Genomic DNA, 22,286 nt, shown 5'->3' on the forward strand with positions numbered 1-22,286 from the left:
GGGCTACGGCTCGGGCTACGGCTCGGGCTACGGCTCGGGCTACGGCTCGGGCTACGGCTCGGGCTTAAGAAGCCCGGGCACACTATCAATCCAAACTGAATGGAGAATGGTATGAGCCCGAGAACGAATCTGTCGCTGGCAGTGCTGGTTCTGCTGGCGGTCATCACCCTCTTCGCCGCGCCGGGAGAGGCGTGGGCGGTTGACTTCGAGACTGGAATCGACTGGATGGGAGAGGATGTTCACAATGAACTTGTGACAATCACTCTCCGCACCAGGGCCTTTCTCGGTGGTCCTATTCTCGATCAGATCAAAATGCAGACTGAAGCTGCGGACGACGAAGACTTCCCCGTATTTACTGCTTCGTTCAATCCCCACTCACCGGCCGTAATCTGGGAGATCGAAATCACTCCGGCATCCCTATTTCCCACCAATGTCATCAATGCCGGCAACATCAATTGGCAGGGCAACAACCAGGCCGGTTGGTTCCATCTTGGAGAATGAGTGCGAGATCACTTTTAAGCGGCGGCTTGCGGCATGCGCCACGAGCCGCCGCTTGGGGTCGTCTGCTTCCAATATTGTCTAACGCGTCTGAAACCGGTAATGCCTCAATGCCTTCGTTCATTTTCAAGACACCAAGCCTGCCCATTGCAACCTTCTTGTGCTTGGGGTTACTTCGGACTCTTGATGCCCAGCCCGATCGAATCGATCTTCAATTTTTCGGAGGTGCAGGAATTCAGGTCCTTACCGATCTCTTCCAGACGGCAGATAACAGCTTCATACTATGCGGCCTAAGTGGCGGTGTCAGCCCAAATGGCCGCGGTGATGCTTATATGGTACGATTGGATGCACAACGAAATCTGGAGTGGGAGCGAATACTTGGCTTTGACGAGCCAACCAGACTTGAGTCTGTTATTGATACCGATGATGGGCGGCTGATTTGTGCCGGCGTTAGTGAATCTCAGTTTTTCGGCATGGCGCTCACGCAAGATGGAGAAATAGAATGGGCTAATTTCTATGGACTCGGATATGCTCATGCTGCAATCGAATTGAAAGCAGGTGGTTTGATCTTCGCGGGTATCTCGTTGGCGAACGGCCAAAATCGAGCACAGTTAACTTCAGTTCGTGCAGATGGAGAAGTGAATTGGCAGCGCTATTACTCGCCCGGAGGATCGGCCAGATTTTACACTCTTCGTGAAGTCGAGGATGACATTATTGCCGCTGGCTGGGGTTTTATTCAAGGCGATGGTGATCATGTCTATGCCGTTCGCGCAAGTCAGGATAACGGGGATGTGATTTGGGAACGGTTCTTCAGAGACCTTCCACCCTACCAGGCTTATTCAATGGTATCTTCGGTTGATGGCAATTATCTTCTGACTGGATTTGCGCTTGCCGGTAGGGTCTATCCCTATCTAATGAACATCTCATCTGACGGTAATTTCAATTGGCTGCGAATCTATGAGAATCTGGGTGGCAATGCACGTGGATATTCGGTTGCGCGGCTTGACGACGGGTATCTAATTGTTGGAAGCGTAGGCATCGGCGCCCAACAGACCCGCCCTATAGCAATCCGAACCGCGAATACAGGCTTAGCCAACTGGGCAAGTCAGTATGCGGTTGAAGAGTTGGAGAATGTTGACGCGGGTAGTAATAATCTGAATTCGACGATCAGAACAACAAACAATTTATGGCTTGCCTGCGGATGGGTGCGCAAAACAAATTTCGAACTGGACTATGACGGAATCCTCGCCAGTTTTGTGCCGGACACTCTTGCCCCGATTATCCGAAATTACAGTCCACGTGACACACTGGTTCAAATCCTGTCAGAATCGAGTATAGACTTTCTCGTAGAGGCCGATTCTCCGGCTGGACAGGAAACACGCTATGAATGGTATGCGAATGATACACTATTGAATGAAGTTGATAATGGGATTACATTGGTGTTTCCAAGATCAGGCGATGTTACAATACGCTGTCGAGCATCAAATGAATTTGGTCGGGTCGATTTGACGTGGCTGGTCCGCGTCCGCGACCTTTTCATCATCACCCACTCTCCCGACACCCTGTCCCTCACCATCCGCCGCAATAGCGAAATCGACTTCTCCCTCGACTCCGTCGCCTACATTGGGGATAGTGAGAATCTCCGTTATGAGTGGCTGATTTACGACTCGGCGGCGGTGAGGTGGGAGGAAGTGGCAGGGGATGACCGGATCGGAATCCGGTCCTACGCGTTCGACCGAACGGGCGGCTATGCCCTGAAAGCGAAGGTCTTCGACCCGAATGTCGATCCGGTGCCTGCAGATTCCGTCCAATGGGCGATTCAGGTGCGAGGGGTCCTTCGAGCCTTTGAGCCGAATGTGCCCGAAATCTCCCTCGAGCCTCGTCAGGAAGCGACGTTTGAGTTGATTCCCTTCAACGCCAACAACGACTCGATTCAGTTCTGGTGGACACTGGACGAAGCGGATGATACTTTGTCCATTTTGTCCACATTGTCCATTTCGTTTGCTGACACCGGCAGATATGTCGTGAGTGGGTATGCGCGGGAGCAGGTCGGCGAGGAGGAGTGGGAGGAGGATGTGCAGAGGTGGGCGGTGAATGTGGGAATGCTGAGTGTGGATGATTTTGGGTTGGATTCCGGCTTTCGCCGGAATGATGATCCCCTCATGATCTCGATTGCTCCGAATCCATTCAATGATCGAGCGACGGTGACGATTGACCTTGGAGGGCGGGCATTCCTGCCCGCCCTAAGGGCGGACAAGAATGTCCGCCTTCCAAGTGCGCAAGTGGGGGGTCTAATCCCTGTCCGGCTCAGCCTCTACGCGCTCGACGGGCGGGAAGTGCTCCATCTTCACGATGGTCCCCTCTCGCCCGGCACGCATCAGTTCAGATTCTTCACTTCGTTCAGAATGACATCGGGAGTCAATATGCCATCGGGTGTCTATCTTCTCCGCCTTCAGGCCGGCTCCCACTCCCGCACCGTCAAAGCGGTCTTGATGCGGTAAGGTCTGTGAGTGTGAAGAGTGGGTTGAAACGGTCACCATGACCGCCAACCTCTCTATTCTTTCAGTCCTACCCAGACCGGTTTAACGGGCACAGAGTCTCGTTCCAGTGCATCGAGAGCAATCTGCCGGACGACTGCCGGCGTTATATCCCGCCCCCCCAGTCCCGCAATGTATTCGAAAACGTCCGGCCGAGCGATATTTGCTGACTTTGAGCCGCTGTTTGCGCTGTAGAGCGCTGCCTTCACTTCCTGTGCCCAGATACCCCCCATTCCAACGCAGACATTACGGTCGATAACCGCCAGCCGGGGTGTTCCCTGGCAAAGTCTCAAAAGTTCGCCAGATGGAAACGGCCTGAGAAGGCGGGTCTTCAGCAATCCTACCCGATGCCCTCCGGCGCGCAGTTCGTCAATGGCCATTCGTGCCGTTGAGGTTACAGAACCTGAAGTAACGAGCAACAGGTCAAAGTCCTCACTGTCCGCCGGATAGCGCTCGATTAGTCCGTAAGAGCGGCCAAAAATGCGGCCGTAGAGGTCGTCCGCTTCCCGTGCCTTGTCGAGCGCTTCCTCCATTGCCAATTGCATCTTATAACGGAATTCCATATAGACATCGGCTCCAACAAGTCCACCGAAGGCGTGAGGATCTCTGGTATCGAGATAGACTTCGGGCTGATATCGAGGGAGATACTCTGCAGTGGCTTCAGGTCCGGGCACATCGACCGCTTCCGAGGTGTGCGACAGGAAAAAGGCATCGAGGACGATCATCGCCGGCAGGTTGACGGCTTCGGCTACCCGGTAAGCCTGGATCACCGTGTCGAGGACTTCCTGATTGGATTCGCAGTAGAACTGGATCCAACCGGTGTCGCGCTGAGCCAGGGAGTCGTTTTGATCGGCCCAGATCGACCAACCGGGAGCCATCGCCCGGTTGACATCGGCCATCACCACCGGAAGACGACCCAGCGCCGCCCAATGCAAAAGTTCGTGCATCAGCGCAAGCCCTTGCGCCGAGGTCGCGGTAAAGGTGCGCGCTCCGGCTGCTTGCGCGCCTATGCACCCGGCCATTGCCGAGTGCTCTGACTCCACCTTGATGAACTCAGCCGCGAGCATCTTGCGCGTGACAAGGTCGGCAAGTTCTTCGATAATGGTGGTCTGAGGCGTGATGGGATATGCCGAAACGACCTGCGCCTGTGCGCACATCACACCCCAGGCGACGGCTTGATTGCCGGTTAGGACTTTCTGCATTGCGTTGCGATTGCTGCTTCGAGTTCTCGGATTGGGAACCGGACTGGCCTTTTAGGAACGCCTGGCATGCATCGCCAGTTGCCGTGCGGCTTCACGAATCGGAAGCGTTCCGGCAGCCAAATGCTCCAGTGCGCCGTCCGGCAGGTTCTTCCAGAAGGACTGAACGACGAGCCGCTCGGCGTCGCTCCGGATTCGGGCGAGCCGTTGTTCCCTTCGTCTTTGCAGCAAAAAGCCCTCCATTTCTGCCCGCTGAAGCCAATCCTCTATATGATCGCAAAGTTCGACGACGCCATCGCCCGTTCGTGCCAGAGTGGATAGCACTCCCGGGACGCGCTGCGGCAGCGCGGCAGCAGACTTGCTCGGCTCGGCATCGAGGTCGGAATGATTTCCGAGCATCTCTACTGGGTCCTTGCCGCCGGAGAGGAGGCCATACTTCATTTCGAGCATCATCTCGAGGTCGCCGATGAACCGGTCGGCGCCTCGCAGGTCCTTCTTGTTGACCACAAAGAGATCGGCTATTTCCATAAGTCCTGCCTTCATAGTCTGGATTATGTCGCCCAATCCGGGCTCGAGGACGACGATGGTCATATCTACGGCGCCTGCGACATCCACCTCGACCTGTCCCACACCGACGGTTTCGATGATGACGCGGTTGTATCCGGTTTGCTCAAAGAGATCAGCCGCATCGACAGCCGCTGCGGCAAGCCCTCCGGCCTGGCCGCGGGTGGCAAGGCTGCGTATAAAGACGCCTTCGTCACCTGCGAATTCGCTCATCCGGACCCGGTCGCCAAGAAGCGCTCCACCGGAGAAAGGACTCGACGGATCGACCGCTACGATTGCTACAGAAAGTCCGCGTTTGCGATAAATGCGGATCAACTGATCGATGAGGCTGCTCTTGCCGGCACCGAGCGGTCCGGTGATGCCAATCTTGAAAGCCCGGGCGATCGATTCGCCCGGGGCGACAACGGCCGGTTCAGAGGAATCGAATAGACCGGCCTCGATGCGGGAAAGTCGGCGAGCAAGATCGCGGCGATTTTGAAGGTTCACTTTTCTGATAATGATGACGGGGATGTCTTTGAAAGATAATGCCGGTGCAGCCCGAATCATAGATACAGCGGATCACGTTACGGGTTCCTAAAGTTCAGTGCTAACGGATTGATAAAGCACCGGTCTTATCGTCAGCCGGCCGGCAGAACCCGTCCGATGGATTGCTTCACAACGAAGTGAGTCATAACTTATAAGTTTGGGTCGCAGTGCACCCGCCGCGAACCCGGTCCAGGTGAAGCGCCTGTAGCTCAATTGGATAGAGCAGCGGCCTTCTAAGCCGCAGGTTCCGCGTTCGATTCGCGGCAGGCGCGCAAAAGAGTCTGTCCGAGATTTTGTATCTGTGGTGTCAGGTGTCCCCACCTGACACCAGTGGTCTTAAATTACAATCGCATGCCGTCGGGTGAAGACACCCGACGGCACAGGTATGTTTAATCTCGGACAGATTCAATAGCGTAGTTGTCAGTTCATCGTCTTTCGCTCCAGGTTCTATGCCCCGTAAGAGAATCGTCAAGTCTGAGCCCGAGGAAACAACCCGGCAACAGCCTCCGGCACGGGTGCCGGTCCTGCCGCTGCGCGATATGATCTTCCTGCCTGGAATGGTGATGCCGCTCGTCGTAGGACGGGCCGGCACAATGCGCGCGGTCGAGGAGGCGATGGCCGGGGATCGGTTCATCGCCCTTATCGCTCAACGCGACACCCAGACCGAGACCCCTGGAGGCGCCGATCTATACCGCGTCGGAGTCATTGGGCGGGTGGCTCAGTTGATGAAACTGCCCAACGGCCTCGCCAAGGTATTGATCGAAGGCCTCCAACGCATCCGCGTCAATCGCTACTATCAGGAAAGTCAGGCTATTTATGCCGCCCTTACCATCCTGAACGACGAGGTGAACCTGACGCCCCCCATCGAGGCTGCGATGCGGCATCTCGGAAGTCAATTCAAGGAGTTTATTCAACTCTCTCGCCATTTGCCGGATGAACTGGCTTCGACCGTCGATCAGATCGACGCCCCCCGCCGGCTGGCCGATTTCGTGGTGATGCAACTTAACCGGACGAGCAAGGAGAAGCAGAAATTCCTCGAGATCGACTCGGTTTATGACCTCCTCGTCCTGCTCGCGGCCGAAGTTCATCACGAAATCGAGATCCTAAACCTCGAACAGAACATCGAAGGCAAGGTCAAGGATAAGATCTCCAAGTCTCAGCGCAACTACTACCTGCAGGAACAACTCCGCGCCATCAAGAAGGAGTTGGGCGAAGATGGCGAGGACGACCTCTCCGATGTGCTCGAATATAAGCGGCTTGTAAAGCGTGCCCGAATGCCGAAGGATGCCCGGTTGAAGGCCGAAGAAGAGATTAAGCGGCTCGAAGTGACGCCGATGCTCTCCCCGGAGGCGACCGTCATTCGTACCTACCTCGATTGGCTGATAGGGGTCCCCTGGCATAAGACGACTGAAGACAACCGGGACATCGCCGCGGCCAATGAGATCTTGGACGCCGACCATTACGGACTTGAAAAGCCCAAGGAGCGCATCCTCGAGCATCTTTCAGTTCTAGCCCGGTCGGAAGGGCGTCTGCGCGGTCCGATCCTCTGCCTCATCGGGCCGCCCGGGGTAGGTAAAACCTCGCTTGGCAAGTCGGTTGCAAGGGCTTTGGGACGTAACTTCGTTCGCGTCTCGCTGGGAGGGGTGCGCGACGAGGCTGAGATTCGCGGTCACCGGCGCACCTACATCGGCGCGCTCCCGGGCCGGATCGTCCAGTCGATGAAGAAAGCCGGCTCTATGAACCCGGTCTTCCTCCTCGACGAAATCGACAAGATGTCCACCGACTTCAGGGGCGATCCCTCATCGGCGCTGCTCGAAGTACTCGACCCTGAACAGAATCGCGCCTTCAGCGACCACTACCTCGAGGTCGATTACGACTTGTCGCAAGTGCTCTTCATAACGACCGCCAACACCCGCGATGCGATTCCATGGCCGCTCCTCGACCGGATGGAGACGATTGCGCTACCGGGCTACCTGCATCAGGAGAAGTTCGAAATCGCGCGCCGTTTCCTTATCGGCAAGCAGATGTTGGAATGCGGCCTAAAGGAAGGTGAAGTGCACTTAACCGACGCCGCTCTAAACACCATCATAGAACGCTACACTCGCGAGGCCGGCGTTCGCGAACTGGAGCGCAGTATCGCGAAGGTGATGCGTAAGGCGACCCGGGAGTTGCTTGAAGGTGTGAAACCGAAGAGCAAAGGCAAGCGTCAGAAAACAGACCGCGACTCCGGTGTCGAGCGGTTAGTCGTCGATGTCAAGGTCGTCACGCGCTACCTTGGGGTCCCGCCCTATGAAGATCGTGAGATCGAAGGGACGCCTCGCATAGGCGCGGCGGTTGGCCTGGCCTGGACGCCGACCGGTGGCGATATTATGACCATCGAAGCGGAGTCTATGCGCGGTAAAGGGACGCTGACCCTGACCGGTATGCTGGGAGAAGTGATGCAGGAGTCGGCGCGAGCCGCGCTTACCGCTGTGCGCGCCCGCGCAAATCAGATCGGATTCGACTCCGACCTTTTCCTGCGCCAGGAGATTCACGTGCATATTCCGGAAGGAGCGGTTCCCAAGGACGGTCCTTCGGCCGGGATAACTATGGCGGTCGCATTGGCTTCCATACTGGCGCGCCGTCCGGTACGCGGTGATATTGCAATGACCGGCGAGATCACTCTGCGCGGCGACGTCCTGCCGATTGGGGGCTTGCGTGAGAAGTTGATGGCTGCGCTTCGCGCGGGAATCCGGACCGTGATCATTCCTTCACGCAACAAACGGGAACTGTCCGAAGTCCCGGAGGCGGTGCGCAAACCGCTCAATATCATACCGGTATCGCGCTTCGACGAGGTGATCGAGCACCTGTTGCTTCCGGCTGAGGGGCGTCCAACCCGGAGTGCCCGGTCTCCAGCGCCGACGCCGTCTGCCACCGTTCAGTAAATGGACGAAACGAAAGCCTCCGGCATCTGCTTCGACCTAATAAGCCAATACCGGGCAACGCTCGAAATGCTGCGACGTGCGGTCGAAACCTGTCCGGAGGAACTTTGGGACGCGCCGGCTTACTACAACCGATTCTGGCGGGTGGCTTATCATGTGCTCTTCTATACCGATCTCTACTTGAGCGCCGAAGAGGCATCGTTTCGCCCCTGGCGAGGCCATATCCAGGATTATCAATTTCTGGATTCGTTCCCCTGGCCGGCGGACGGGAAACCGCGGGAGGGCGAGCCTTACCCCAGGGACGCGATCCTGGAGTATATTGACTATATGGATAAGGGTATGAGCGATCGGATCCAAAGCATCGACCTCGCCTCTGTAGTCTCCGGCTTCGACTGGCTGCCGTTTGGCAAGGGCGAGTTAGTGCTCTACAATCTGCGTCATTTGCAACACCACACCGGTCAGTTGATCGAGCGCATCCGGCAGACGACCGGCTGCGGTGTCGATTGGGTAGGGATGGGGAAGAGGGAATAGGAAGTGAAGATAATCTCACCACCAAGAGCACAAAGAACACAAAAGAAACTTGGTGCTCTTTGTGTTCTTTGTGGTTAAAAAACAATAACATTAACAGGATACACCCTTGGAACTTCTGAAAAAACTTGTCGAAGCCTCCGGCATTTCGGGTCGCGAGGAACGCATCCGCGATATCGTCGTCAGGGAATTGAAGCCTCTCGTCGATGACCTCCGCTTCGATCAGATGGGTAACATCATCGGCTTCAAGACCGGCACCGGCAAGGAGCCCAAAGGCGGGCGCAAGAAGGTGATGCTCGCCGGGCATATGGACGAAATCGGCTTCATCGTCCACCATATCGACGACAACGGCTACCTCCGCGTCCAACCGCTCGGCGGTTGGGACCCGCGAGCGATGATGGCGCAGCGCGTTACCGTCCTCGGCAAGCGCGACCTGACCGGCCTCTTCGGCTCGAAGCCGATCCACATCCTGACCGAAGAAGAGCGCAAGAAGCCGCTCGAAGTAAAGGACTTCTTCATCGACCTCGGCCTGCCGGTTGAGAAAGTGAAGGAACTGGTCGAAGTCGGCACTCCGGTAACAATGCAGCGCCAGATGGTCGAAGTCGGCAACTGCTACACCTCGAAGACGATGGACGACCGGGTCGGCGTCTATTGCATGATCGAAGGCGTCCGCAAGGCCAGGAAATCGCCCTGCGACCTCTATGTCGTCGCGACGGTGCAGGAAGAGGTCGGCCTCCGCGGAGCGCTTGCGGCATCGTCGGGCATCGTCCCCGATGTTGGCATCGCACTCGACGTCACGCTTGCCAATGACGTCCCCGGTTCGCCGCCGCAGGACTACGTCTCGAAGTTAGGCGACGGAACGGCAATCGCGATCCTGAACGGATCGCACATCTCAAATCCGCGCCTCTTCAGCCGGATGGTTGAACTGGCCGAAAAGAAGAAGATTAAGTATCAGCGCGACGCCATGGTGAAGGGCGGCACCGACGCCGGCGGAATCCAGCGCGCTCCGGGCGGACCGGCGGTGATCACTCTCTCGATCCCCTGCCGCTATGTCCATACGACGGTCGAAATGGTGCACAAGGACGACGTCCAGGCGACGATCGACCTCCTGGCTGCCTACCTCACCGACCCCGGCAATATGGACTATCAGTTGATGTAGATTCCTCATTGCGTGATGACGTCAACTCTACTTGAGCACTGAGCGCTTCTCTTTATGCAATTCACTCCCCTCGACATCGCGGGGGCGTATGAGATTCGCCCCCGCATCTTTCGCGACGACCGCGGGACTTTCACCACCGTCTATGAGGCGTCGGAGTTCGTTGCTCGCGGCCTGGTAGCGGACTGGACGGGCGACAACCAGTCTGTCAACTACCGAACCGGCATCCTGCGCGGGTTTCACTTTCAGAGACCGCCGCATGCGCAGACCAAACTGGTGCGGGCAGTGACAGGACGGGCGTTCGACGTCTTCGTCGATCTCCGCACCGACTCGCCGACCTACCTGCGCTCGGTCGGAATCGTCCTGGACGGTGAGTTATGCAACACCCTTTACATTCCCAAGGGCTGCGGGCACGCCTACCTGACCTTGACCGACTACTGCGCTATTTCCTATAAGGTCGATCATCCTTATGCCCCGGCAAGCGAGGGAGGCCTCAGGTGGAACGATCCGGGGATTGGGTTCGAGTGGGGCATGGCTGGTGAGCCTCTACTCTCGGATAAGGACCGAAACTGGCCATTGCTAAAGGAAGTTGCGAGTCCTTTCCCAGGGGGATAATTTTCGTGCTCTTCCCTACCGCTCGCATCGGGCCGACCAAAGAGGAGAGCAGCGTCCTTGCGCTCGTTCATTCAGGGCTTGCATCCTCCGGAAACATTCAGTAGATTAGTCTTCATACGGGGTGGTCGGCGTGAGAGAGTCTCCGCCGGTCTGAGATCAAACCCATCGAACCTGATCCGGGTAATGCCGGCGTAGGGAGCAGCGTGTTGTGCTTGGAGTCGTCAGTCTGGACGGCCGCTCTCCCTCTCACCAGGAGCCCGGCCGTTTCTGTTTTTTTGAGGTTTCCCATGCACCTGATATCTATTATCATCTTCCTTGCTCTCCTGACCGGGGCGGCATCGGCTGAGACGCTGAACGGCATCGTCGTTGATGCGACAACCGGCAATCCTGTTGAAGGTGTCCATATTGTCGTTGAAGGCGGCGCTGAAGGCACCATCACCGGCTACGACGGGCGGTTCACGTTAGACATCGTCGAGGGAGGCGGTGCGCTGCAAGTTACCGCCAGCCATATAACCTATCGGACGTTAACCCGGGAAGTGACGTCACCGGGCATCTTCCAGCGGATAGAACTGATTCCGGCCGAGCGCACCCTGCCGCAGGTCGTCGTGACGGCCGGGCGCGGTGCGGCCGGATCGGCGCCGGCTTCGTTATCCAATCTGGACCGGCAGGCTGTCGAACTGCACTATGGCGCGCAAGACGTGCCGCTTCTGGTGGCGAGTGCCGTCCCTTCAGCCACATCATTCAGTTGGTCGGGGGGGATGGTTGGAGCGCAACACCTCCGCATTCGCGGATTTGACACCGACCGTCTCTCGGTTACGGTCGAAGGTGTGCCGCTTAACGATCCCGGCGAGCACCTTGTTTATTGGCAGGATACGCCGGACTTTCTCTCGAGTGTTTATGACGTTCAGATTGAGCGGGGCGTTTCCAACTTCCGCGCCGGGCCGGCCGGTTTGGGTGGCGGAGTCAGCCTCTCGACGGGCGATGTCGTCGCTTCTCGAGTGCTTGAATTAACCTATCAATCGGGCACCTACAATACCGAACGCCGCACCTTCCTCTACCGCTCCGGCCTGGTCGATCAGCGCTACAACTTTACTGGCCGATTCAGCCGGTTGACTACCAATGGCTACCGCGATCATACCGCTGCCGACATGTGGGCTTACTTTCTCGCTGCGACCCGCTACGATCCCAATATGGTCACGAGATTTCAGACCTGGGGCGGTCAGGAAGATATGGAAGCCTACTGGTGGGGTGTCGATGCCGCGACCTTGAAGGCGAATCGGAAAGCCAACTACTCGGCGTGGGACAAGCCCTATCATGCGCAGTTTTTCGGCGATCCGGCAGTAAACTACACAGGCGAAAAGGACTGGTTTCAGCAGCCGCATTATGTCCTGCGCAACCAATGGCGCATCTCACCACGCGTCGAACTCGACCAGTCGCTATTCTACATCCACGGCTTCGGGTATTATGAGGAATACAAAGTCGGACGGCGGTTTTCGCTCTACAATCTGCCCAATGTCGTTCGCGATACGGACGGCAATGGCACGCCCGATACCCTGACCCGGAGCGATCTCGTTCACCGTAAATATGTGACCAAGGATCAGGTGGGCTGGATGCCAAAGTTAAAACTTCACGGTGCTGCGACCGACTATGAACTTGGCCTTGAAGTGCGCCACTACGCAATGGATCACCACGGCAATGTCATTTGGGTCAACGAAATGCAGGGCGGCGCGCCGCCGCACCACACCTGGTATGAGTGGAGTGCGACCAAAGACTACCTTGGGATATACGGAACTATCGAGCACCGGTTGAATGAACGGCTGATGCTGAATGGCGGCTTGCAGGTGCGCAGTGTTTCCTTCCCATGGGAGCGCAGGGCGCTCGGAGCCTTTTCCGCGGTCGATTTTAAGGTTGAGTATCTCTTCATCAATCCCCGGTTCGGCGCAACCTATCAAATCGATCCCCGAACCAGCCTCTACTTGTCGCTTGCAGGAACGAGCCGTGAGCCGAATGAGGAAATGATCTTCAATGCGGACAACCCGAACGACATTCCAAAGTCGCAGAAATATGGACAAAAAGAACTCGAGGCAGAGCGCGTATTGGACCTCGAACTTGGCGGCCGGCGGCAACTTGGCAGCGTGGATATCGGGCTCAACTTCTACGCGATGTTTTTCACAAACGAGATAACTCCCTCCGGCAATGTCGATGGCAACACCGGCGAAATGATTCCGATTCAGGCGCCTGCCTCGCGTCGAATTGGTCTGGAACTCGACGGCAGTTATAGAACGCCTCTAAAGGGCCTGACGCTCGCCGGCAACGTCGGACTTGGCAGCGCAACATTGGGGGACTTTAAGTTCCACCACCTCGCCTATGACGCCAACTGGAATCTGGTAGCGGATACGACGCTCGATTTGGGGGGTAATCGCCCGGCACTCTTCCCAACGGTTACAGCCAACCTGCAGGCTCTTCTTGACCGGGATCCCGTGAGCCTTTCGCTTCAAGTGCAACATGTCGGCGAACAGTTCATGGACAACCGTGAAGATGACGCCGCGAAACTGAAAGCCTACACCTTGCTTGACGGCGCGATTCGCTGCCGTCTAAAGCCGCGATCGGTTATGGCAAGTCTCGACATAGAACTGCGCGTCAGGAACTTGGGAGGTGTGCTCTACGAGCCGTTTGGAGTAGTCGATGCGGAGTATGGCACACCCTACTATGTTCCGGCGGCTGGTCGGGAGTGGTTGGGGGGAATAACTCTGCGACTTTAGACGAAAATAGACCTTTGGGGGGCGGAATGAATTCCGCCCCCCAAGGCTAACGCAAAAGGATGGCTTTGACGGTGCGGGAGTAGGTGCCGGCCTGGAGGCGGAGGAAATAGACTCCCGATGGCATCCCGCCTCCCGATGTCACACCGCCTCCCGATGTCACTCCGCCTCCCGATGTCATTCTGAACGAAGTGAAGAATCTAAACTGATGCGTGCCGGGCGAGAGGGGACCATCGTGGAGGCGGAGCACTTCCCGGCCGTCGATCGCGTACAGGCCGATCCGGACGGGCATGAGACCCCCCACCTGCGCTCTTGGAGGGCGGACATTCTTGTCCGCCCTTAGGGCAGGCAGGAATGCCTTCCCTCCAAGGTCAACTGTCACCGTCGCCTGATCGTTGAACGGATTCGGCGAGAATTGCAATCCTATATCTTCAACCCAATATCCTACTTCATTCCGCATTCCGAATTCCGCATTAAGCATTCCCACATTGACCGCCCACCTCTGCACATCCTCCTCCCACTCCTCCTCGCCGACCTGCTCCCGCGCATATCCGCTCACGACATACCTGCCGGTGTCTTCGAAAGAAATGGACAAAGTGGACTGAGTAGACAGGGTGTCGGCTTCGTCCAGCGTCCACCAGAACTCGATCGAGTCGTTGTTGGCATTAAAGGGAATCAACTCAAACGTCGTTTCCTGACGCGGCTCGAGGGATATTTCGGGGAGATTCGGCTCATAAGCCCGAATGACCCCTCGCACCTGAATCGCCCACTGGACACTATCTGCAGGAACCGGATCGACGTTCGGGTCGAAGACCTTGGCTTTCAGGGCATACCCACCGGTCCGGTCGAACGCGTAGGACCGGATTCCGATCCGGTCATCCCCAGCCACCTCTTCCCACCTCACCGCCGCGGAATCATAGAGCATCCACTCATACCGGAGATTCTCCAAATCACCGATATAGGCAACCGAGTCGAGGGAGAAGTCGATCTCGCTGTTGCGTTGGAGGGTGAGGGATAGGGTGTCGGGGGTGTGGGAGTGGATGAAGAGGTCTGTAATTTCGACATGCCATCTTATCTGTCTCGTGGCTTCATCGTCCGAGAATCGGCAGGTTATTGTCTCTTCGCCAAGTGATTCGAAGCGAAACGTCTCTGTCGTGTCCCGCCCCTTCAGTGTATCTCCGCGCAGCCACTGGTACTCAGCCTCTTGCCCTTGCTGATTGACTGCCCGCAATATGAATTGTATTGAGTCGCCAGGCAAGGTGGTTAGCGTTGTATCATGCGGTGACCACCTCATGACAATTGGCCCGATGACATCGGGACTCAGCCGGGTGATCAAGCCATCCATTCCTCGGTCGAATTCGGGATTCCACACGCCACCGGCTGCCACAACACGATCCAGATCATCGACGATCAGCGACAGAATTCGATTGCGGTCATCTTGTGGTCGCGGGCTTTGCCCGCGAACTAGTTGTTGAAAAGAGAAGTTCCATCGAATCTGGAGATTGGCGTCAAGAATAAACACCAAAGGAAAGACCCCGTTCTCGGTTCCCAGCGACCCACCTACAGCAAGATGCCCGTCAGAGAATTTTGCCAACCCATTCAATTCAATGTAGCGTCCCCAGTTCATGGTCGAAACTTCATTTCCGCGTTCATTAACTACGATAATCCCGCCTACGGAATAGGAGCGGACGATATTCCCCTCCAGTACTCTTATTCCAATCAGCCCAGCGATGGCAAAGCCGCCGTTCGGAATCGACACCATAGAGTAGTATTCGCGGTGTCGATTCTCGCCCTCTCCCTCGTTTTCCATTTGCCATACTGGACGACCATCGAATCCCACCTTGACAATGAGCCCTTTTGTCGGGTCCTCAATAGTAGGTGTAACTCGACCTGCAGCAACAATGCCACCTTCGGTCTCGCGTATCGTAAAGAATCTTGAACGCAGCACACGGTCGCCATATGAAAACGTCCACTGCACTTCTCCATCAGCATCTACACATATTAGGCACGCCCTGCTTGAAGCCATGGGGCCGAATGCGCCAGCAAGAACAAGCCTCCCGTCCTTGAGTTCGATGACAGCTGAACAGAAGCCGACTCCGAAGTCGCTGAACCAAATTTGTTCGCCTTCCTCTGTGAAACGCGCACCAACAAAACGATGCTCGTTGGCGAAAATCCTGCCGCCGACAACGGCATCGCCATTGTCAGATTCGATGACGCTGGCAAAGACGCCAAATTGCTCGTTATCGACATAAGACCATCGCAATTCTCCTCGTTCATCAAGTCGGATCAACCATGGCCTCTGGTTCGTTCCGCATACATAGTAGCCATCATCATCGAGAAGGAACAGATCCTCAAAATGCTCCATTACAATTCCACCGGCGTCATAGAGACGCCAAAGAGCAATCTCAGGTTGGGCAAGGGCAGCGGAAACAAGTAATGGCCCGAAAACGCAAGATGTGAGCAACTTCTTCAATTCATCGCTCCATATGAGAGAATATTATTGCATTGTCGATTTCGGCTGCACAATCAATGACTGTGCAGCCGAAATGACTTCATGCGTCAGTTTCAGCGGTTGTTGAAACTGCACCAAACCGAGCAGACTGTCACGCCGGACCAGTTGATGTCTCGAACTTCCCCAGCCTGAGGATTGACATTGGCCTGATCCTCTCCCTGCCGTCCCCACGCAAGACCTAAGTCGTCCCAGCAGAACCGCACATAGGCAGCATTGGAAGGGACGTTAAGGAAGGTTCCGCTGAATTGCGTGAAACCAGGGTTGGCTTGCAGGAGCAGGACCGGGACAGTCTCGATGGGATCTCCTTGCGCATCGAGTAGTTGAGCACTCCCGATGATATTCTGCGGGTTCAGACCCCACCCCCATTGAACTTCGATCCGAACGACCAGATCGGTCGCCCACGCACTCGGTGCGGCGGCGAGCGAGACGAGCATCACCAGCGCGGTGGCGATGCTGAGGAGCGTCAGCTTGCGTGTCATTGTAGTTTCCATAGTTGGATTGTGTTGACATAGCGTGTTGCATTCGACGATGGCAGACGCGCAAGGCGCTATCTGCCCGATCCAACTAACGGCGGGCCGCGGACGGGGTGGCTCGAGGCGCCACCGGATGCCGAGGTGAAGGGCTGGGGTCTATTTGAAAGGCAATGGCGAGGGGACGGAAGGCGTGATCCTTCACTGCGTTCAGCATGACAGAGGGGCCTCCGGTGAGGCACGTGAAGGGCAGAGACCGGCTCACCAGACTGCACTCGCGCGAAGGCGGCAGCAGTCAGGCAACGGCGTAGGAGCCCCCCCCCGACTCGTCTAATCTATTGAAAGGAAGAAACATGCAAGGAAAGTCAAACCGCAATCCTATCAGTTCACGTGACGCTATCCAAGGACTTCACTCAGACGACACTTTACATCATAACACCTTAAGACCCCATTGTCAAGCCAAATCGCTCCACATTCGTAGGATTGTTGTGGCGTCAGGTGTCTTCACCTGACACCCGTCGTCGGGTGGGGACACCCGACGGCACGATAACAGTCTTATCAGTTAGACCCGACGCAATACATGGACTTGCTCAGACGATATGAAGCAAAGTAACATTTCCCCGCCCAAATGCAAATGGTATCGCTCCGTTCCCCCTAAAAATCTCGCCGGCATGAGGAAGACCGTCTGGCCTTTCTCAACTGACAACTGGTTGCTCACCGAACTCTCCTGCCCGCCTCCCATTTAACCCCGGTTAAAGACTTCACTCCATCCCCGCCCGTAAGATATGAGTGAACGCTTTGGAACATAGTCCAAGTCCAATGAACAACACCTTCGACGTCGACCGGCTCAAGCCGCCGGTCATCAAACATAAGGCGACCGGCAAGGGTCAGCTTTTTCGCCGATACTTCGACCGGCGCCGGCAGACTCTCCGCGCCGGCATCCACCGCACATCGCTCTGGCGGATCGGGGTGCAGTCGTTCTTCACTCTGGTATCGCTCTGGTCGGGGTGGAGGTTTGCGCAGTTCGTCAAAGCCGCACAATTGCCGGGCGACGCGCCGCTTCCACCCCGGCCGCCATCGGTCGAAGGCTACCTCCCGATTAGCGGCCTAATGGGGCTGGTGGACTGGTTCTATCACGGATCTCTCAATGTCATCCATCCGGCGGCAACGATGTTGCTGCTCATCTTCATCGCGATTTCCCTCGTCCTGCGCAAAGCCTTCTGCGGGTGGATATGTCCGGTCGGATTCATCAGCGACAACCTCGCGCGGCTCGGGAGGGCGATCCTGGGCCGCAATTTCCGCATCTGGAAAGGGGCGGATATAGCGCTGCGGTCGCTTAAATATCTGATCCTTGCTTTCTTCATTTGGGCGATCTATGCAATGCCTCCGATGGCGCTGAGAGCATTCATTGAATCGCCTTACAACAAGGTAGCCGACGCGAAGATGCTGATGTTTTTCGTCAACATTGGCATGACCGGTGCGGTCGTCATCGGGCTTTTGATTCTACTCTCAATTCTGGTGCAAGGCTTCTGGTGCCGGTATCTTTGCCCCTACGGAGCCTTGATGGGGCTCTTTAGTTGGGCTTCGCCGGTAAAGGTCCGACGCGCTCCAGACATTTGCACCGATTGCGGTATATGCGATCAGGTCTGCCCATCGCGATTGCCGGTAATGACTAAACCGCAGATATCCAGTGTCGAGTGCCTCGGTTGCGGCGACTGCGTCGTCAGTTGCCCGGTAAAAGGAGCGCTGATGATCGGTATTCCCGAACAGAAGTTTTCATTCCGGCGAATGACCGCGCTGATATTAATCCTTTTCGCAACCGGCTGGGGTCTTGCGCAACTGACCGGCACCTGGCAGAGCCATCTGTCGGATAGCGAGTATCGCTATCATATCGAGCGGATGGATAGCGATGACTACGGGCATCCGGGAAGATAGCAAACAACAATTGAAGCGAAGTCATATAGACAATTTCTAAAGAAAACAACGAGGAAATCCAATGAAAAAGATGTTCTTGACCCTGATCCTGGCCGTGTGTGCCGCGTTGCTGCTGCCGGCCGGTGCCGATGCCCACTGCGACACAATGGACGGACCGGTCGTCGCTGACGCCCGCGAGGCTCTGGCTGAAGGCGATCCCTCACTTGCCCTGAAATGGGTAAGCGAAGAAGCAGAGAGTGAAATCCGCGCCGCCTTTGACAAGGCTCAACAGGCGCGAAAGGTAGGAGGCAGCGCTGCCGAAGTGGCCGACCTGTGGTTCTTCGAAACTCTGGTGAGAGTGCACCGGGCCGGCGAGGGTGCGCCCTATACCGGTCTCAAATCCTCCGATGCGGGGGTTCCGGAAGCAGTCCGACAGGCCGATGCAGCGCTCCAAACTGGTGAAATCAAACCACTGGCACATCATGTCGGTGAGGCGACTTCGCGTGCCATAGCCGAGCGATTCGCGGCGGCACGGGAAGCACTGATCCATCGAGGCGAATCCGTGGCACGTGGCCGCGAGTTTGTTTCAGCCTACGTCGAGTACGTTCATCTCGTCGAAAAGATCGCCGAGATGGTGGAAAACGACGACGCTCACGGCTGCGAAAACTGCAGCGAACACCCGGAGAAGTCATCTCCCGGGACGAATCAAAAACGTCAACACTAACGAGGAATCCATGTCCATACCCTATCAAAACCGAACTGTCGGTCAACTGGTTGCAGAGCGGCCCGCCCGGGCGAGGGTCTTTGAGCGGTTCGGCATCGACTACTGCTGCGGCGGACGAGTAAGCCTCGCCGAAGCAGCCTCGAGCCTCGGGCTCGATCCAGCCGTAATCGAACGGGCTCTATCTGAGTGCGACGCTGGTCCGGAAAACAAAGGCGAACGCGACTGGCTTGCCGCGTCACCAATAGAACTGATCGACGACATCCTCGCCCGGCATCACACCTATCTGAAGGTCGAACTGCCGCGCCTCGATTACCTCGTCCACAAGGTCGCGTCGGTGCACTCGGCGAACCACCCCTATCTGAAGGAACTGGCACAGGTCTTTGTCTCCCTGCGCAGCAACATGCTGACTCACCTCGCCGCCGAGGAAGAGACGATCTTTCCTGCCATCCGGAAGGTAAACGGAAATCCTGAAGCACGCCGCGAACTCACTGCTCACATTGCTCTCAGCACCAGTGAACACGACCTCGTCGGAGCGATGCTGCACCGCATCAATCAACTGACCGGCAACTACAGCCTTCCCCCCGACGGCTGTGAGACATTCCGGGCACTCCTGCACGGCCTTTCGGTCCTCGAAGGCGACACCCACATCCACGTCCACAAGGAAAACAACATCCTTTTCCCGAAGGTGCTCGCAGCATAAGCAGTGGAAGGTGGAACGGGGAAGGTTAGGAATGCCTCACTTCATTCGGAAGTTCGTATAATCATCACGTTCGTCAAAGGAATACCATGGAACCGATCCAAAAACTGATGGCCGAACATCAGGTCATCCTGACCGCCATCGACCGCCTCGAACGTCTGGCGGCGCAGTTCGACCGCGATCAAAAGGTTGCATCGGATGACCTCCTGGACTGCGTCGAATTCGTCCGCAATTATGCCGACGACTACCACCATGCCAAGGAGGAAGATGTCCTCTTTGTCTGGATGGAGCAGCACGGGTTCTCGCGCCAGATGGGACCGGTCGCGGTGATGCTGCACGAGCACGACCAGAGCCGCGATCTCGTCCGGTTCATGAAAGCGGCCGGCGAAAAGGGCGAGCCGCTCGAAGCCGCCGAAACCGCCGATGTCATTCGGGCGATGCGGACCTACGCCTATCTCCTACGGAGTCATATCCAAAAGGAGGATCAGATCCTCTACCCTATGGCACAGGCCAACATCCCACCGGATGGCTGGCGTCAGATGACAGCGGAGTTTATGGTGGTCGAAGAAGCCAAATTCGCCACCGGTGAGCCGTCGCGCTACGAGCGCTGGGCGATGGGGAATTAAGCCGAAGTGAGGTCTGGGGCGGCATCGGGTTGCCTTTTCGGATCGAAGATTGTAGATTGAGGATTGAGGATTGAAGCGAGCAGGCAACGGGTATCAATACCCATCTGGGTCAGCATGATCGAACAATCCGTTTTGCTTCGAACTTTATCCTTTATCCTACTTCTTTTGTCCTTCCGGAGAGGTGGCCGAGCGGCTGAAGGCCCGCGCCTGCTAAGTGCGTGCAGGGGGTAAACCTCTGCCGAGGGTTCGAATCCCTCCCTCTCCGCACCCGAATGCGAAAGGGGCTGTCCAATCGGCTTGGACAGCCCCTTTTCTCATCCTAATGGTGCTTCTGCAAGCAGCAACGATCACCTGATATAGGTGATCCGCGAACTTTGCGTCCGACCAAGCGCGTTCAGACGAACGATATACATCCCGGAGCGAAGGTCGTCGCCCTGGATCGTTACCGAGTGGAATCCCGCCTGGAGCCGACCTGAAATCAGCGATATGACTTCGCGGCCGGTCAGATCGAAGAGCGATAGGCGAACTTCGCTAACTTCGGGCAGGCCGAAGCGGATGTGGCTCGACGCATTGAAGGGATTGGGATACCCACCATAGAGCATCACTTCCTCAGGAAGCGGCTCCACAGTGACTTCCCGTCCTTCCTGGCCGGCTACGCCAAATTCGGAAATTAGCGACGAAATGAAGTTCGCCTCCGCGATCAGCGGCTGGCCATCATCGTCACTGAGAACGTCCCGGGCGATCAGATCGGCGACCTCGTTCTTGAACGCGTTCAGGACATTCAGTGCAGTGCGCGGCTGATTGCGCTGCAGTGCGCGGGTGGCATTGTTGAGTTTGACGCAGAGCGAGTTGGCCTGACCGCGATTCAGATCGCCGGCGGAGCGAAGAGCATCCACTCGTTCGCAGAGACGACGAAGCAATGTGGTGGACGGAACCCAGACGCCGTTGCCGGACAGGCTTAGTTCAGTAGTGTTGTTGAACGGATCATCGGATGTCACCACAATGGTGCCCTCAGAGGATCCGAGCGAACTGGCTTCGAAGCCAACCGTTATCGTAACGCACTCCCCCGGTTGAAGGCTGAAAGATCCTGCATAGTCGGTGCTGAAGTTCGCGCCGGACACCGTCAGGTCCGAAACAATACCTTCAGCGGTGCCCTCGTTGCAAATGTCGAAGGTCAACTCCGAGGAGCGGCGAAACTCCACATCGCCGAAGTTCAGCGACGCGGGATCTACAGCGATGATCGGGCCAATCCCCTCGCCGGACAGCGAGACTTCGAGGGAACCGTTGGCGGGATCGTCGGAAGTGATGGTGATCGTGCCATTGGCCGAACCGAAGGCCGCCGGGGCGAAAGTGACCGTGAGGGAATGCTGGCCGCCCGGCGCGACGGTAAACTCGCCGTCAAAGTCGGTGGAAAAGCCCTCGCCAGTCGCTGCAATGCCGGTGACGGTCAAATCGGCGTCGCCTTCATTGCTGATCTGGAGGAGGAGATCCGAACTACTGTTGACCAGGACACCGCCGAAATCGAGAGCATCCGTCGAGAGCACAATCGCCGGCGCGGCAGGAGCCTGCATCTCGTATTCGACAATGAAGCCGTTACCCTGCCAGTAAATCTGATGGTCGTTCCAGCCGCCGTTCAGGTTCCAAAAGTGGATGATCTGCTCGGTACCAAACTGGTTGTTCGGCTCGTTGAAGCCCCAGTTGGTGTAAACCCAGGGTTCGCCGGTAACCCACGCCCAACCTCCGGCCGGCTCATTGTCGAAGTTCACCTGATGACCGCCCAGGAAGTAAAGTTGCTGCATCTGAGGAACAAAATTGTCAACGATGAACTGATTCTCTTCGGTGGAGGTAACGGTCAGCAGGTGGGCATACCAGTAGTTGCCGTTGGCGTCATAGAAACTCATCGCGTTGGCAGCGTCGTTGGCCTGCGGCCAGGTGAGACCTGCAGCAGCCACCGGGTAGTAGTAGTGCCCGTTGCCTTCCCATGCAACTCCGGGTGGAGTTTGAGGGAGAATTTCCCATTCGACAACATGAGTCTGTTGAA

15 protein-coding genes, 2 tRNA genes, 1 pseudogene and 1 riboswitch are annotated in these 22,286 nt (G+C 56.7%); of the genes and pseudogenes, 13 read left to right on the top strand and 5 right to left on the bottom strand.

What is annotated here, in order from left to right:
• The first annotated feature begins 111 nt into the window (after positions 1-111).
• Together FJY67_05705 and FJY67_05710 are read left to right on the top strand one after the other, a co-directional pair.
• Complete coding sequence (locus tag FJY67_05705; GenBank protein MBM3328955.1) at positions 112-501, top strand: hypothetical protein; 390 nt, start codon at positions 112-114, stop codon at positions 499-501.
• Positions 502-839: 338 nt separating this feature from the next.
• Positions 840-2,999, top strand: coding sequence for a PQQ-like beta-propeller repeat protein (locus FJY67_05710; GenBank protein ID MBM3328956.1), 2,160 nt, complete (start codon positions 840-842; stop codon positions 2,997-2,999).
• 53 nt (positions 3,000-3,052) lie between these two features.
• Here FJY67_05710 and porA read toward each other — a convergent pair whose 3' ends face one another.
• Positions 3,053-4,237: a pyruvate ferredoxin oxidoreductase gene (gene porA / locus FJY67_05715; protein MBM3328957.1), complete on the bottom strand. Its 1,185-nt coding sequence runs from the start codon at positions 4,235-4,237 to the stop codon at positions 3,053-3,055.
• A gap of 51 nt (positions 4,238-4,288) precedes the next feature.
• Entirely contained in the window at positions 4,289-5,344 is a 1,056-nt protein-coding gene (gene meaB / locus FJY67_05720; protein MBM3328958.1) for a methylmalonyl Co-A mutase-associated GTPase MeaB, read from the bottom strand.
• A gap of 177 nt (positions 5,345-5,521) precedes the next feature.
• On the opposite strand from meaB, the gene FJY67_05725 reads away from it, so the two are divergent.
• The 6 genes from FJY67_05725 (at position 5,522) to FJY67_05750 (ending at position 13,305) form a co-directional block, all read left to right on the top strand.
• Positions 5,522-5,598, top strand: a tRNA-Arg gene (locus FJY67_05725).
• 174 nt (positions 5,599-5,772) lie between these two features.
• Positions 5,773-8,247: an endopeptidase La gene (gene lon, locus FJY67_05730; protein ID MBM3328959.1), complete on the top strand. Its 2,475-nt coding sequence runs from the start codon at positions 5,773-5,775 to the stop codon at positions 8,245-8,247.
• Entirely contained in the window at positions 8,248-8,775 is a 528-nt protein-coding gene (locus tag FJY67_05735; GenBank protein MBM3328960.1) for a DinB family protein, read from the top strand.
• Positions 8,776-8,881: 106 nt separating this feature from the next.
• Positions 8,882-9,931: a M42 family metallopeptidase gene (locus tag FJY67_05740; GenBank protein MBM3328961.1), complete on the top strand. Its 1,050-nt coding sequence runs from the start codon at positions 8,882-8,884 to the stop codon at positions 9,929-9,931.
• A 54-nt stretch (positions 9,932-9,985) separates the two neighbouring features.
• Complete coding sequence (gene rfbC, locus FJY67_05745; GenBank protein ID MBM3328962.1) at positions 9,986-10,543, top strand: dTDP-4-dehydrorhamnose 3,5-epimerase; 558 nt, start codon at positions 9,986-9,988, stop codon at positions 10,541-10,543.
• 107 nt (positions 10,544-10,650) lie between these two features.
• Positions 10,651-10,758, top strand: a riboswitch (TPP riboswitch).
• A gap of 72 nt (positions 10,759-10,830) precedes the next feature.
• The gene (locus tag FJY67_05750) at positions 10,831-13,305 is read left to right on the top strand and encodes a TonB-dependent receptor (protein ID MBM3328963.1); all 2,475 of its coding nucleotides are present in this window, start codon (positions 10,831-10,833) and stop codon (positions 13,303-13,305) included.
• Between the two features lie 46 nt (positions 13,306-13,351).
• On the opposite strand, the gene FJY67_05755 is transcribed toward FJY67_05750, so the two are convergent.
• Positions 13,352-15,775 (bottom strand): hypothetical protein, encoded by a 2,424-nt coding sequence (locus FJY67_05755; GenBank protein ID MBM3328964.1) that lies wholly within the window; start codon positions 15,773-15,775, stop codon positions 13,352-13,354.
• A gap of 92 nt (positions 15,776-15,867) precedes the next feature.
• The gene (locus tag FJY67_05760) at positions 15,868-16,293 is read right to left on the bottom strand and encodes a hypothetical protein (GenBank protein MBM3328965.1); all 426 of its coding nucleotides are present in this window, start codon (positions 16,291-16,293) and stop codon (positions 15,868-15,870) included.
• Between the two features lie 810 nt (positions 16,294-17,103).
• Here FJY67_05760 and FJY67_05765 point away from each other — a divergent pair.
• The 5 genes and pseudogenes from FJY67_05765 (at position 17,104) to FJY67_05785 (ending at position 20,510) form a co-directional block, all read left to right on the top strand.
• On the top strand, positions 17,104-18,219 hold the full coding sequence (locus tag FJY67_05765; protein MBM3328966.1) for a 4Fe-4S binding protein: 1,116 nt from the start codon (positions 17,104-17,106) through the stop codon (positions 18,217-18,219).
• Positions 18,220-18,280: 61 nt separating this feature from the next.
• Positions 18,281-18,853: pseudogene (locus tag FJY67_05770) on the top strand (hypothetical protein).
• A gap of 79 nt (positions 18,854-18,932) precedes the next feature.
• Complete coding sequence (gene ric, locus FJY67_05775) at positions 18,933-19,622, top strand: iron-sulfur cluster repair di-iron protein (GenBank protein MBM3328967.1); 690 nt, start codon at positions 18,933-18,935, stop codon at positions 19,620-19,622.
• 86 nt (positions 19,623-19,708) lie between these two features.
• The gene (locus FJY67_05780; protein MBM3328968.1) at positions 19,709-20,245 is read left to right on the top strand and encodes a hypothetical protein; all 537 of its coding nucleotides are present in this window, start codon (positions 19,709-19,711) and stop codon (positions 20,243-20,245) included.
• Between the two features lie 175 nt (positions 20,246-20,420).
• Positions 20,421-20,510, top strand: a tRNA-Ser gene (locus FJY67_05785).
• A gap of 82 nt (positions 20,511-20,592) precedes the next feature.
• Here the strand turns inward: FJY67_05785 and FJY67_05790 are convergent.
• Positions 20,593-22,286: choice-of-anchor D domain-containing protein (locus tag FJY67_05790; GenBank protein ID MBM3328969.1), on the bottom strand; the 1,694-nt coding region annotated here is incomplete at its 5' end.

It is taken from the genome of Calditrichota bacterium (genome assembly GCA_016867835.1).
Taxonomy (GTDB): Bacteria; Electryoneota; AABM5-125-24; order Hatepunaeales; family Hatepunaeaceae; genus VGIQ01.

What these genes read in the sequence shown, in the direction of transcription:
- FJY67_05765 (MBM3328966.1), top strand. Translation starts at nt 17,104, where the DNA reads ATGAACAACACCTTCGACGTCGACCGGCTCAAGCCGCCGGTCATCAAA.
- ric (MBM3328967.1), top strand. Translation starts at nt 18,933, where the DNA reads ATGTCCATACCCTATCAAAACCGAACTGTCGGTCAACTGGTTGCAGAG.
- FJY67_05780 (MBM3328968.1), top strand. Translation starts at nt 19,709, where the DNA reads ATGGAACCGATCCAAAAACTGATGGCCGAACATCAGGTCATCCTGACC.
- meaB (MBM3328958.1), bottom strand. Translation starts at nt 5,344, where the DNA reads ATGATTCGGGCTGCACCGGCATTATCTTTCAAAGACATCCCCGTCATC.
- porA (MBM3328957.1), bottom strand. Translation starts at nt 4,237, where the DNA reads ATGCAGAAAGTCCTAACCGGCAATCAAGCCGTCGCCTGGGGTGTGATG.
- FJY67_05705 (MBM3328955.1), top strand. Translation starts at nt 112, where the DNA reads ATGAGCCCGAGAACGAATCTGTCGCTGGCAGTGCTGGTTCTGCTGGCG.
- rfbC (MBM3328962.1), top strand. Translation starts at nt 9,986, where the DNA reads ATGCAATTCACTCCCCTCGACATCGCGGGGGCGTATGAGATTCGCCCC.
- lon (MBM3328959.1), top strand. Translation starts at nt 5,773, where the DNA reads ATGCCCCGTAAGAGAATCGTCAAGTCTGAGCCCGAGGAAACAACCCGG.
- FJY67_05735 (MBM3328960.1), top strand. Translation starts at nt 8,248, where the DNA reads ATGGACGAAACGAAAGCCTCCGGCATCTGCTTCGACCTAATAAGCCAA.
- FJY67_05750 (MBM3328963.1), top strand. Translation starts at nt 10,831, where the DNA reads ATGCACCTGATATCTATTATCATCTTCCTTGCTCTCCTGACCGGGGCG.
- FJY67_05760 (MBM3328965.1), bottom strand. Translation starts at nt 16,293, where the DNA reads ATGACACGCAAGCTGACGCTCCTCAGCATCGCCACCGCGCTGGTGATG.